Origin of the sequence: Microbispora sp. H10836 (assembly GCF_012999525.1) — a bacterium.
Lineage (GTDB): Bacteria > Actinomycetota > Actinomycetes > Streptosporangiales > Streptosporangiaceae > Microbispora.
Genome location: NZ_JABBWU010000016.1, coordinates 212,698 through 225,140, shown reverse-complemented (window position 1 = coordinate 225,140; position 12,443 = coordinate 212,698). Strand labels below are relative to the sequence as shown.

General features: G+C 68.5%; 8 protein-coding genes and 2 pseudogenes. 3 read left to right on the top strand and 7 right to left on the bottom strand.

The window, feature by feature from the left end; translation table 11 throughout:
• The first annotated feature begins 289 nt into the window (after positions 1-289).
• Positions 290-1,003, top strand: coding sequence for a FadR/GntR family transcriptional regulator (locus HHX30_RS27700; protein ID WP_169985096.1), 714 nt, complete (start codon positions 290-292; stop codon positions 1,001-1,003).
• Between the two features lie 69 nt (positions 1,004-1,072).
• Here HHX30_RS27700 and HHX30_RS40895 read toward each other — a convergent pair whose 3' ends face one another.
• The 3 genes and pseudogenes from HHX30_RS40895 to tnpA all read right to left on the bottom strand — a co-directional run bounded on the left by HHX30_RS40895 (position 1,073) and on the right by tnpA (position 1,948).
• Entirely contained in the window at positions 1,073-1,315 is a 243-nt protein-coding gene (locus HHX30_RS40895; protein WP_211592598.1) for an FCD domain-containing protein, read from the bottom strand.
• A gap of 28 nt (positions 1,316-1,343) precedes the next feature.
• Positions 1,344-1,466 (bottom strand): annotated as a pseudogene (locus tag HHX30_RS43830) (GntR family transcriptional regulator); the annotation flags it as partial.
• Between the two features lie 158 nt (positions 1,467-1,624).
• Positions 1,625-1,948: an IS200/IS605 family transposase gene (tnpA, locus tag HHX30_RS43440; protein WP_311922892.1), complete on the bottom strand. Its 324-nt coding sequence runs from the start codon at positions 1,946-1,948 to the stop codon at positions 1,625-1,627.
• 27 nt (positions 1,949-1,975) lie between these two features.
• On the opposite strand from tnpA, the pseudogene HHX30_RS27685 reads away from it, so the two are divergent.
• Positions 1,976-2,863: pseudogene (locus tag HHX30_RS27685) on the top strand (RNA-guided endonuclease InsQ/TnpB family protein).
• A 51-nt stretch (positions 2,864-2,914) separates the two neighbouring features.
• Here the strand turns inward: HHX30_RS27685 and HHX30_RS27680 are convergent.
• From HHX30_RS27680 to HHX30_RS27670, 3 genes are all read right to left on the bottom strand, one after another.
• A complete protein-coding gene (locus HHX30_RS27680) occupies positions 2,915-4,537 on the bottom strand; it encodes a cellulose binding domain-containing protein (RefSeq protein ID WP_169985095.1) in 1,623 nt (540 codons plus the stop codon).
• A 127-nt stretch (positions 4,538-4,664) separates the two neighbouring features.
• Positions 4,665-5,519 (bottom strand): pectate lyase, encoded by an 855-nt coding sequence (locus tag HHX30_RS27675; protein ID WP_211592596.1) that lies wholly within the window; start codon positions 5,517-5,519, stop codon positions 4,665-4,667.
• A 218-nt stretch (positions 5,520-5,737) separates the two neighbouring features.
• A complete protein-coding gene (locus tag HHX30_RS27670) occupies positions 5,738-7,447 on the bottom strand; it encodes a cellulose binding domain-containing protein (protein ID WP_169985093.1) in 1,710 nt (569 codons plus the stop codon).
• Between the two features lie 657 nt (positions 7,448-8,104).
• Here HHX30_RS27670 and HHX30_RS27665 point away from each other — a divergent pair.
• Positions 8,105-9,145: a LacI family DNA-binding transcriptional regulator gene (locus HHX30_RS27665; RefSeq protein WP_169985091.1), complete on the top strand. Its 1,041-nt coding sequence runs from the start codon at positions 8,105-8,107 to the stop codon at positions 9,143-9,145.
• 180 nt (positions 9,146-9,325) lie between these two features.
• Here HHX30_RS27665 and HHX30_RS27660 read toward each other — a convergent pair whose 3' ends face one another.
• The gene (locus tag HHX30_RS27660; protein WP_211592595.1) at positions 9,326-12,154 is read right to left on the bottom strand and encodes a glycosyl hydrolase family 95 catalytic domain-containing protein; all 2,829 of its coding nucleotides are present in this window, start codon (positions 12,152-12,154) and stop codon (positions 9,326-9,328) included.
• Positions 12,155-12,443 lie beyond the last annotated feature (289 nt).

Sequence of the window (12,443 nt, the reverse complement as noted above, 5' to 3'; positions counted from 1 at the left end):
GCCCGGCTTCACCATGGGCAACGCCTGGCAGTTCTTCATGGGCTACCGATTCGCCGTCTTCAACTACGCCACCCAGTCCCTGGGCGGCGCGGTCACCGTCAACCGATTCGACCTGACCACCCCCTGAGACCGCTCCCGCCGCCCCTCGGGGATGCACATCCCACCCCGAGGGGCGGTGGCCACCCGGCCGCGCGGCACGACGGGTGCGTACGAGGCGGTTCTGAGACCGTTCCATGCGCCAGGAAGAGCCATGTAGAGGTTCGATGTCCTGGCATACCAAAATGCAGGTATGTCGTTGACGGAGCAGGCGATCGAACGCATCAGGCAGCTCATCAAGGATGGGACGCTGCCCCCGGGCGCCCGGCTGCCTCCCGAGCAGGAGCTCGCCGCCGAGCTGGGCCTGTCCCGCAACCTGCTCAGAGAGGCGGTCCGATCCCTCGTCACCACCCGTGTGCTGGAGGTACGCAGAGGCGACGGCACCTACGTCACGAGCCTTTCGCCGGAGCTGCTGCTCGAAGGCGTCGGTCTGGCCGTGGAGATGATGCGGGGCGACGGCCTGCTCGAGATCACCGAGGTGCGACGGCTGTTCGAGCCGGTGGCCACCGCACTTGCCGCCGCCCGGATCACCGCCGGCCAGCTCGCGGAGGTCGAACGGCATCTCAACGCGATGATCGGGGCGCAGGACGACATCGAAGCGCTCAACCACCACGACGACGCCTTCCACCGCGCTGTGTTCGAGGCGACGGGCAACAAGTCGCTGTCGGCGTTGCTCGGCGGCATCGCCAGCCAGACGCTGCGGGCGCGTGTGTGGCGCGGCCTCGTGGAGGAGAACGCGGCGGGCCGCACGATCGCCGAGCACGCCGCCATCTACCGCGCGCTCGCGGCCGGCGACGCCCCCCTCGCCCAGGCCGCGGCGCTCATGCACGTCAGCACCACGGAGACCTGGCTGCGGGACAACCTCGGCCGGTCACGGTCCGGTGCCGACCCGCAACCGACGCCGTGACCGGGGCGCGGATCGCGCCCGACCTGCTCCCACCATGTCACCCCACCTCGCCCCCGTACGGGCTCGAGGTCAGCCGGCCATGAGCGCGGACGGCGCGTCGCCGTCGTCGGGCAGGCGGTTCAGGGACTCCTCGACTCCGATGAGATGGTTGGCCATCCGGATGCGCGCCCGTTCGGGATCGCGTGCCACCAGCGCCGTCCAGATGGCCACGTGCTCGTCGTGGGTGCGCCGGTCGGCGTCCTTCTCGTGCAGGCTGCGCCACAGCCGGCCGTGGACGGTGCGCCTGGCGAACGCCTCGATCAGGCCGACCATGACCGGCCGAGACCCCTTCGCGCAACGCACCGCGCGAGACGCCCAGCGACTCGGCGAGGTCCTTCTCGACGGGCAGGCGGTCATCGGGCCGCAGGACCCCGTCGAGGATCATCCGCTTGATGCTGTCCACTACATCGTCTGTGCGTGACATGGCAGGCAGGTTCCTTGAGTCCGGCCGGAGTGGAGGATCCACCCGTCACCACGGGCAGCCACGGAGCCGATGGGTCCTCCCCGTGCGCCGCCGCCCGTGGGCATAGGGGAAACAGGAAAAGCCGATCCGCCGTCAGGCGGATCGGCGTCCAGGTGGGTTCAGACGGGGCGGTTTTGCTGCTCGATGTACTGGTGCAGGGGGAACGCTTGCCGCATCCGGCGGGAGGATACGCCCTTGAGGCTGCCCGTGAGTCTGGAGCGGGCGACCTTGGGCGGGAAGGTCACCAGCAGGTGCACGTGGGTGGCCTCGCCGTTGAACTCGGCCAGTTCGCACTCGAAGCCGGCGCAGACCTTCCGCATGGTCTGCTCCATGCGCTCCAGGTGGGCGCCGGTGAACACCCGGTGCCGGACGTGGTCACGAAAGCCATGTGGGCGTGCAGGACGAAAACGCACTGCCTGTTCGATATAACGTTCCGTGCTCACCGTTCAACTGATGGTAAAACCCATGGTGTGCAGCTTAGGTACAACTTCCGCCTCTATCCGACGCCGGGTCAGCGTGTCGCGCTGGCAAGTGCGTTCGGGTGTGCGCGGGTGGTGTTCAACGACGCGCTGCGCGCACGACAGGACGCTCGGGAACAGGGCTTGCCGTACATCTCGGATGGGGAGCTGTCCAAGCGGGTCATCACCGAGGCGAAGAAGACCCCGGAACGCTCCTGGCTGGGGGAGGTGTCGGCCGTGGTGTTACATACAGCAGGCGCTCGCCGACCTGAACACCGCCTACCGGAACTTCTTCGCCTCCATCACGGGTAAGCGGAAGGGGCCGAAGGTGGCCCCGCCTCGCTTCCGGTCCAGCGAAGACAACCGGCAGGCGATCCGCTTCACGAAGAACGCCCGGTTCTCCATCACCGCGCGAACCAGGCCAAGGCCAGGGCCGCCACGGCGCACGCCCGAGTGGCCGACGCCCGCCGTGACTGGGCACACAAGCTCTCCACTCGCATCATTCGCGAGAACCAAGCGGTGTATGCGGAGAACCTTGCCGTGTCCGGCCTCGGCCGCACCCGGCTGGCCAAGAGCGTCCATGACGCGGGCTGGTCTCAGTTCGTTGGAATGCTGGAGTACAAAGCGGCCCGGTACGGCCGCGCCTTCGCCAAGATCGACCGGTGGTTCCCCTCCTCGAAGCTGTGCTGTGCGTGCGGGACCGTCGCCGACACGAGGCCGTTGCACGTCCGGGAGTGGACCTGCCCGTGTGGGGCGGTCCACGACCGGGACGTCAACGCGGCCAAGAACATCCTGGCCGCCGGACGGGCGGACAGGATGAACGCCTGTGGAGGGCCGGTAAGACCACCGCTCGCGGTGGCACAGCCCAGTGAAGCAGGAAGCCACAGAGGCGCCGCGTGAACGCGCGGCACGGGCTGAATCCCCGGCCTTCACTTCAGGCCGGGGAGCGCGTCAAGGGCTCGTGCAGGTGACGCCGGTGGGGGCGGTCGAGCCGTTGCCGTTGGCGGTGAAGCCGAAGGTCGTCGAGCCGTTGCCGGTGAGGGTGCCGTTGTAGGGGGCGTTCTTGACGGTGATGGCGCCGCTGGTGCCGGTGTTGGCGCCGTTCCACAGGCTCGTGATGCTCTGGCCGCCGGCCAGGGTCATTTTGACGGTCCAGCCGTTGAGCGGGGTCGGCCCGTTGTTGCTGACGGTGACCTCGCCCTGGAAGCCGCTGCCCCAGTCGTTGATCCGCTTGTAGGTCGCCGTGCAGGTGCCCGGCTGCCCGCCCGGCGTCGGCGACGGGCTGGGGGAGACCGGCGGGCTGGGGGACGGTGTGGGGGACTGCGGCGGTGTGGGGCTGGGGGAGGGGGTCGTGTCGCCGCTGACCCGGTAGACGACGGTGCCGTGTGCGGGCACGCTGGCCGATATGGTGCCGTTGGTGCCGCTGAGGGTGTTGGTCCATGCGTCACGCAGGATGAACGAGCCGCCGGACATCCCGATCGCGGACGCGGTGGTGCTGATCGTGGTGGTGCTGCCGCTCTGGTTGAACAGGGCGACCGCGACGTCGCCGTTGCCGAGCCGCTTGGCCAGCACGCGGCGGGTGCCGTCGTTGCTGATCTGGCGTGCCTGCAGTCCGAGCGAGTCCTGGTTGATGGCGATCAGGTTCGCGTTCTTCAGGATGGTCTGGGTGGGCGCGTCCATGGCGCGGATGTCGTTGCCGAGGATCAGGGGGGAGGCCATCATCGCCCACAGAGCGAAGTGGCTGCGCATCTCGGTGTCGGTCATGCCGCCCCGGCCGACCTCCATCATGTCGGGGTCGTTGAAGGCTCCGGGCCTGGCGTAGGAGGCGAGCGGGACGGTGACGTTGACGATGTTCTGGATGCCCATCGGGTAGCCGTTGGTCTGACCGGTGTCCCACTTGTTGGTGATGTCCTCGGTCGTGCGCCACATGTTGGCGACGTCGCCCCAGTCGCGTTGCGGGCCGGTTTTGGCGTGGATGCTGTTGGAGTTGATGCTGTAGACGATCGGGCGTCCGGTAGCCGCCAGCGCGTCACGCATCTTGGCGAATGTGCGGACCTGGTCGTCGATGGTGCCGCTGGGGGAGCACCAGTCGTATTTGAGGTAGTCCACGCCCCAGGCGGCGAACTGCCGGGCGTCTTGGGCTTCGTGCCCCTGGGCGCCGGTCGCGCCGGGGTAGCTGGAGAAGTACTGCGCGCAGGTCTTGTCCAGCGGCGCCTGGTAGATGCCGAACTTCAGGCCTTTGGCGTGGAGGTAGTCGCCGAGGGCCTTCATGCCGCTGGGGAAGCGTGAGGCGTTGGCCTGCAGGTTGCCCGCGGAGTCGCGGGTGGAGTTCATCCAGCAGTCGTCGACCACGACGTACTGGTAGCCCAGGTCGCGCAGGCCGGAGTTGACGATCGCGTCGGCCATCTGCTTGATGAGCGTCTCGGATATGTTGCAGCCGAAGGTGTTCCAGCTGTTCCAGCCCATGGGGGGTGTGCGGGCCACCCCGTTGTCCAGGGCGGTGGCCTGGCCCTGCAGGGCGATCGGGACAGCGATGAGAACGCCGGCGGCGAGTAGAGCTCCCACCTTGCGCACGGACCCTCCTTCAGGTGAGTCGGATGGGGAGGTATGAAGATCAGGGGCTACTGCAAACAACGGACGGGGTCACCGCGCTGCCGTTGGCGGTGAGACCCGGAGGCGGTGGACGAGCCGGTGATGGGGCTCACCGGTAGGTGATGCCGGAGGTGGAGTAGAGGCAGTTGACGCCGTCGGCGCCGGTGCCGGTCTTGGTGGGTTCGCCGCTGGTCACGCCCTTGTACTTCTCGCAGATGACGACCTTCTTGGTGGGGTCGTTGACGATGGTGATCTGGGAGAAGCGGGCTGTGTCGCCGTAGTTGGTGTTGATGCCGGCCAGGGCTTTGCCGGGTGTGGTGGCGGTGACGTTCTGGATGACGACGTTGCGTTTGTACTGGGTGGAGCAGTTGCCGCAGGAGCGGTAGAGCTTGCCGAAGTTCTGCACCTGGAAGTTCTTGATGGTCATGGTGCCGGGGCCGTTGTGCTGGAAGACCTTGTCGCTGGCGGATCGGGCGCCGCCGCCGTCGATGGTCATCGTCTGGGAGGAGGAGGTGCCTTTGAAGGTGGCGGCGTCTTCGCCGACGTCTTCCCACCAGACGTTCTGCAGGGTGCAGGTGCCGGTGCAGTGGACGCCGTCGGCGGCGGGCGCGCCGATGATCACGTTTTTGAGTACCGCGCCGTTGGCGAGTTTGAAGACGGGGGGCTGGCTTTCGCTTTGGCTGCCGCTGCCCAGGGCGCCGGTGCCGTAGTAGCGCTTCATGCCGCCGTCGAGTGTGCCCGAGACGTTGATCGTGGCGCCGACGGCCTGCTGGCCGCTCGGGGAGGGCCAGGCGGCCAGGCGCGCGAGCGCCGCGACCGTGTGCGGGGCGGTGTCCGGGGCCGTGTGCGGGACGGTGTGCGGGAGGGGGGCCGCGGACGCGCCGCCGGCCGGACCGGCCGCGAGCATCGTCCCGGCCGCCGAGGCGGCCACGAACCCAACGCGAAATCGTGCGAATGTGCTCATACACACTCCAGGGGGAGACACGGCGATGACTTGTCGCGGGGAGTGCCGACTGCGGAGGACACAGGCCGGCTGACGATTCCATCCGTCTTCAGTGAGCAGGAGCCGGGGCCGGTGACGTCGCGGCCCGACGCGTCACCGGCCGCGGCGGCCCCTCCCTCGTCGGAGGGGCCGTCACCTGTCCCATCGCCGGTCGGGCTCCGGGGGTGGGGTCGTGCCGGTCAGACCACGGTGCAAGGGACGCCGTTGAGGGTGAAGGCGGTCGGTTTGGCGGTGTTGCCGGTGTGGGTGGCCTGGAAGCCGATGTCGACGGTGGCCCCGGGGGCGAGCGTGCCGTTGTAGTCGACGTTGCGCGCGCTCACCTGGCCGCTGGAGGGCGAGTAGGTGGCGTTCCAGCCGGAGGTGATGGCCTGGCCGGAAGGCAGGGTGAAAGCCAGCGTCCAGCCGTTGATCGTCGAGTTGCCCGTGTTGGTGATGCTGATGGCGGCGGTGAAGCCGTTACCCCAGGTGTTCATCGTGTAGCTGACCCGGGGTCCGGTCCCGGTGCCGCCACTGGGCGAGGCGCTGGGCGACTGGGTGGGCGATACGACAGGCGAAACGATGGGCGATGGACTGGGCGACTGGCCGCCGCTCAGGCTGGTCACGAAGGTCGTCATGCTGCGAGCGGGAAGCGTGACGGTGAGGGAGCCGTTCGACATGGTGGTCGCCGCCTGGGGTGCGACGTTCCTGCTCCCGTCGGTGACCCAGGACGAGACGCCGGCCGAGGCGGCGTTCGCCACGGTGAACTGCTGGCTCACCGCGGAGGTGTTCTTGTTGATGGCGACGATGACGACGGTGTCGCCGTTCCGGTACGCCGAGACGTAGACGTTCGTCGCCGGGTTCGCCGTCGCGTCGATCCGCACATATCCGGGGCGGACGAACCTGGCGAACTGCGCCATGATGGCGCCGCGCTTGCTGAGCTGGCCGTCCTCCCGCATGGGGCCGTAGCTGCGCCGGATGTACCACCAGACGTACGCCTGGAACTCGGCCTCCACCATGGCGCGGTGCATGTGCTCGCCCACGTCGAGCGCCTGGGGCCAGGTGTCCGCCGAGTCGGTGCTGTTGGGGTAGTACACCTCCGTCATCCAGAGTTCCTTGCCCGCGCCCTTCTGCTTGAAGAGGGGGTAGGGGAAGTTGGAGTACGACGTGCCGTAGAGATGCGCCCCGATGATGTCGGTGTTGGCGAGTGCCGTGGAGTCGTTGAGGATCGGGTCCGACATGTTCTTGAGGTACTGGAAGGACTCGGGCGCCATGACCCTGGTGTTGATCGAGCCGGCGTTCTCCCGCAGGAACTTGACCATCTCGGTGGGGGTCCACCACGTCCAGTCGTGCGCGTAGTCGGGCTCGTTCTGCACGGATATGGCGTACAGGTTCACCCCGTTGTTCTTCATGTACGTGCTGAAGGAGTTCAGATGCTGGGCGTACGCGGCGTACTGGTCGTACCTGAGCCGTTTCGCGTTGGTCTGGCTGCCGCGGGTGAACGTCTCGATCATGCTGGCGGGGGGGTTCCACGGCGACGCGAAAACGGTCACCCCGAGCTCGGCCGCCCGCTTCGCCGTCGCCAGGTCACGGCCGAAGTCCGCCTGGCTCTCGCCGACGGGGATCCGCAGAATGGAGAACCCCAGCCTGCCCTCGCCGGTGCCGAACGCCGTCTCCCGCTGGGCGGCTGTCAGGTCGCCGGCCCAGGCCGCGTGAGTCATGCCGCCGAAGCCCTTGATCGTCTGCCGCTGCGCCGACGGATTGATGGTCGCGGTGGCCGCCGCGGCCTCCGTGGCCCCCAGGACCGACGTCGCGGCCGTGAGAACCGGCAGGGCACCCATCGTCGCCAGGACGGATCTCCGGCTCAGCATCCTTCGCTCGCCGCTGACGGGCTCATTCCGACCCTGCGTCATGACTCCTCCTGTTTAGCTGTTGGTGCCGATCGTGGTGGTGCCGCCGCCCTGATCGAAGAGGACGGCCGCGACATCGCCGTCGCCGAGCCTCCCGGCGGCCGCCGGGGTTCCGTCGTTGCTCGCCGACCCCGTGCGGGAGGAGTACGCGCGAACCGACGCCGGGAGTCCGGCGACGCCAGGCCGGTCACATCGGGCACGGGTCTCGACGTCACTTGCGCGAACGCTATTAGGAAAATTTCGTGAGTCAACCTCCTCAAATTTCGTCGGCAGCCGCTCGGATACCAGGTCCGACGTCGCCGTTCAACCGCTCCCGCGGCTGACGGGGTGGTGACGGAAAGCGCATCCGACCAGCTGAGGAGGGAGAGGCTGCACCCGTCCCGCACCGGTGACAGGGGTGCGAAAGGATAAGAAATCCCGTCAGTGACGAAGTCACAAGCATGGGGTACTAGTGAAATTTTCAGGCGGCGTGCGGCCCGGCCGGGCCGCTGTCCGAGTATGCGAACGGTGTGCCACTGCCTGATAGATATCCCGAAAGTGCCGTCTATCCTTTTTGGCTACTACTTTCTGTGGCGTCGCGCGGCCGGCCACTGTTCGCCGGCGCTGCGGCCGGGGTTGACGTTCGCGGTCGATCGCGCCCGAGTCACGTAGACTCCCCGCATGTTGGGGGGAGGCCGGTTGCAGGGGCGCCGAGGACTGCGGCGCGGTGACCTCACCGTCGCCGCGATCGCCCAGCTCGCCGGGGTCTCACCGCCGACGGTGTCGAAGGTGCTCCACGGCCGGGCAGGGGTGGGGGAGAGCACCCGTAAGCGGGTGGAGGCGCTCCTGCGTGAGCACGGGTACCGCAGGCCGGTCCTTGCCGGGTCGGCACGCGGCCTCGAAGTGGTGTTCAGCAACATGCTGGGCTCCATCGCGATCGAGATCATGCGGGGCGTCGAGCAGGTCGCGGCCACCCGTCAGCTGGGCGTCGGCTTCACCGACGTGCGCTCGCTCGTGACGGCGGGCCTGCCCTGGGTGGAGCCGCTGTTGCTGCGGCAGCCGGTGGGAGTGATCGCCGTCGTCTCCGAAGTCACCACCGAGCACCGCGAGCTGTTCGAGGCGAGCGGTGTGCCTCTCGTGGCGCTGGACCCGACGGGGGACGTGCACCCCACGCCGTCGGTGGGGTCGACCAGCTGGAGTGGTGCTCTCGCGGCCACGCGGCACCTGCTTGAGCTGGGGCACCGGCGCATCGGCCTGATCACGGGGCCGGCCGGATTCCTGGCCACGCGGGCGCGGCTGGACGGGTTCCGGGCCGCTCTGGACACCGCCGGCGTCCCGTTCGACGAACGTCTCATGCGCAGCGGGCCCTTCCTGTTCGAGCACGGCCGGGATCTCGGATCGCAGCTGCTGACCCTGCCCGACCCGCCGACGGCCGTCGTGTGCGGTAACGACCTGCAGGCGTTCGGCGTCTACGAGGCCGCTCGGCTCCTCGGCCTGCGCATTCCCGACGACCTCAGCGTGGTCGGGTTCGACGACATCGAGCACTGCGAGTGGGTCGCACCGGCGTTGACCACCGTACGGCAGCCGTTCCTCGAGATAGGCGCCACCGCCGCGCGCATCGCGCTGGCGCTCGCCGACGGGGACAGGCCGTCCCGGCCACCTGTCGAGCTCGGCGCCGCCCTCGTGGTCCGCGACAGCACGGCCCCGCCGAGATCGGCCTGAGCGCGGTCGTCGCGGGCTCATCCTTGTTCTCCGGGTGGCCGCCCGGAGCGGCGGGGATGAGGGGACGGCGCCTCTCCGCCACCGAGGGCCGGTCGCGGAGAGGCATGGAGAGGCATGGAGAGGCATGGAGAGGCGCGGAGAGGCGCGGTGATGAGCCGGCCTTCTACGGGCTGCCTGCCGTCAGACGTTCGTGATGGTCCACTGGTTGTTGGTGTTGTTGTTCGGCGCCCACATGCCCACGGTGGAGCCGGCGGAGCTGTTGCCCATGCCGTCGAGGGCCGTACCGGTGCCGCGGTTGATGATCTGGTAGCGGCCGTTGCCTACGTTGTTGAGGCGCCACTGCTGATTGTTGCCGCCGTTCCAGGCCGATTGCCTGGCGTTGGCGCCGTTGGCGGTGTTGCCCCAGCTGTCGGCGACCATGCCGTTGGTGCGGTTGACGATGCGGTACCACCCACCGCCCAGGTCGACGAGCTGCCACTGCAGGTTGGTGCTGCCGTCCCAGTTCCACTGCTTGAGGTTCGACCCCGACGCCACGTTGCCGCCGCTGTCCAGCACCAGGCCGGTGGTGACGTTGGTGATCCGCACGTAGGTCGACGGTGTGGAGCCGCCGCCGGACCCGGTCAGGCGGTAGGTGCGCCCTGCCTGGCCGGGCAGCGCGATGACGTCGGCCTCGGGTTTGGTGACGGTGACGGCGCCGCCGGTCTCGGCGTCGACCACCTGGTAGGTGCCGGTGAAGATCCGGCTGCGCACGTTGACCGTGCCGGTGCGGTCGAACTTGACGAGGATCTCCGTGTTCCCGCCGGAGTTCCACGTCGCGTCCACGGTGTAGCCACCACGCCCCCGCAGGCCCTGCACCTTCCCGCTCGGCCAGGCCGACGGCACCGCGGGCAGCACGTGCAGTTCACCGTTGTGGCTCTGCAGCAGCATCTCGGCGATGCCGGACGTCGCGCCGAAGTTGCCGTCGATCTGGAACGGCGGGTGCAGGTCGAACATGTTCGGCGCGAGCCGGTCCGTCCTCACCAGCAGGCCGATGAGGCTACGCGCCTTGTCGCCTTCCTCCATCCGCGCCCAGTAGTTGATCTTCCAGGCAAGGGACCAGCCGGTCCCGTCGTCGCCGCGCAGTTCGAGGGTGCGCCGCGCGGCGTTGTAGAGGGTGGGGGTGCCCCGCTTGGTGATCTGGTTGCTGGGGTGCAGGCCGTACAGGTGTGAGACGTGCCGGTGGTTCGGCTCGGTCTCGACCCAGTCGTACAGCCACTCCTGGATGTTGCCGCGCGAACCGACCTTCATCGGCGGGAGCCGGTCCCGGGCGGCCAGGACCTGCGTCCGGAAGCTCGCGTCGGTGCCGAGGACCTCGCTGGCCTTGGCACAGCCGTTGAACAGGTCACGCAGGATCTGGTTGTCCATCGTCGGGCCGGCGCACACGCTGACACCGGAGTGATGGGTGAGCTCCGGGGAGTTCGACGGGTTCGTGACCAGATAGCCCAGGCTCGGCTCCTGCACGAGGGTCTCCAGGAAGAACTGCGCCGCGCCCTTCATCGCGGGGTAGTACTGCCGGAGGAACTCGACGTCGCCGGTGAACAGGTAGTGTTCCCAGATCATGGTGGCCAGCCACGCGCCGCCGGTCTGCCACATGCCCCAGGTCGCGCCGTCGACGACCGAGCTGCCCCGCCACCCGTCGGTGTTGTGGTGGGTCACCCAGCCGCCGGCGTTGTACTGCACCCGGGCGGTGCGGGCGCCGGTGACCGTGAGGTCGTTGATCATCCGGAACACCGGCTCGTAGCACTCCGACAGGTTCGTGGTGTCGGCCGGCCAGTAGTTCATCGGCAGGTTCGCGTTGAGGGTGTACTTGGAATCCCACGACGGGGACAGGGAGTCGTTCCAGATGCCCTGTAGGTTGGCCGGCTGGGTGCCCGGACGCGAGGACGAGATCAGCAGGTAGCGGCCGAACTGGAACAGCAGCACGGACAACTGCGGGTCGTTGGTGTTGGCGTGCTGCGCGATCCGGACGTCGGTCGGCTGGTCGGCCGCCGCCGTGCGCCCGAGGTCGAGCGTCGTGCGCCCGAACAGCCGCTGGTAGTCGGCGACGTGCCTGGAGCGCAGGTCGTCGTAGGTCCTGTCGTCGGCGGCGTCGAGGTACCGCCGCGCGATGCCCTGGTAGTCGCCGCTGACGTCCTTGTAGTTCACGTAGCTGGAGCCGATGGAGATCAGCACCGTCACGCTGTTGGCGCCCCTCACCTGCAGGGTGCCGCCGGAGCTGCTGACGCTGCCGCCGTCGGCGACGGCCCGGGCCAGCGCGAGGAACCTCACCTTGCCGGACAGGCCCCGCTGGTCCCCGGAGACGCCGTCGAGCGCCACCGTCGTGCCGTCCGGGCTGGAGCGCGTGGTCCGCTGAGGGCTGTCGAACGTCGCGGAGAACGTGATCGAGCCGGCCTTGTCCGCGGTCAGGCGAATGGCGATGACCTGGTCGGGCGCGCTCGCGAGCACCTCGCGCTTGTACCGCACGCCGTTCTGCAGGTACGACACCGTCGTGGTGGCCGTGGTCAGGTCCAGGAACCGGGTGTACTCGGAAACCCCGCTGTTGCTGCCGAAGGCGAGCCGCAGATTGCCGACGGTCTGGTACGCCAGCTGGGCCGAGGGGTTGCCCAGCATGTTCTGGTCGATCAGGGTCTGGGCCTGGCTCCACTGGTTCTGGAAGACCAGCTGCCGGATCTGCCCCAGGGCACCCGCGCCCCTCGTGTTGCTCTGGTCGTACGGCCCGCCGGCCCAGATGGTGTCCTCGTTGAGCTGCAGCCGCTCGGTGTCGACGTTGCCGAACACCATGGCGCCGAGGCGCCCGTTGCCGATGGGAAGCGCACGCAGCCATTCCGTGCCGGCGCTCCCGTCATACCACAGCGCCAGATCGTTCGCGGCGCGTACTTCCGGGGGCGGCGCCGCCGCGGCCCGCGCGGCCGCCGTCCATTGCAGCGGCAGGAGCGCGGCTCCGGTTCCCACCGCGCCGAGCTTGAGCATTTGCCTTCGCGATAACTCAGACAATTCGGTCCTCCAAGTCCGAGGAAGGCGCGGACGTTTCGAATCGTTTCGACCGCAACCTCGGGTGTCGACGAGACACGGCGGGTGTTCGGTGCGGCTGGATCAAGAGGCTCCGCGCAAGGCTACGAACATGTGATCAATCCAGTCAATGGGTGCGCCGGACTTGCCGAAATCCGCGCATACCGGTGCCGAGGCCGGATGAGAGATGGGATCTCTGTAAGCCTGCTCATCCCGTCGTCATCGTCGAATGCTGGCTGGTCCGAGCCTC

Coding starts and splice junctions, on each gene's coding strand:
- HHX30_RS27665 (WP_169985091.1), top strand. CDS start 8,105: ATGTTGGGGGGAGGCCGGTTGCAGGGGCGCCGAGGACTGCGGCGCGGT.
- HHX30_RS27670 (WP_169985093.1), bottom strand. CDS start 7,447: ATGACGCAGGGTCGGAATGAGCCCGTCAGCGGCGAGCGAAGGATGCTG.
- HHX30_RS27675 (WP_211592596.1), bottom strand. CDS start 5,519: ATGAGCACATTCGCACGATTTCGCGTTGGGTTCGTGGCCGCCTCGGCG.
- HHX30_RS40895 (WP_211592598.1), bottom strand. CDS start 1,315: ATGGTCGGCCTGATCGAGGCGTTCGCCAGGCGCACCGTCCACGGCCGG.
- HHX30_RS27700 (WP_169985096.1), top strand. CDS start 290: ATGTCGTTGACGGAGCAGGCGATCGAACGCATCAGGCAGCTCATCAAG.
- HHX30_RS27660 (WP_211592595.1), bottom strand. CDS start 12,154: ATGCTCAAGCTCGGCGCGGTGGGAACCGGAGCCGCGCTCCTGCCGCTG.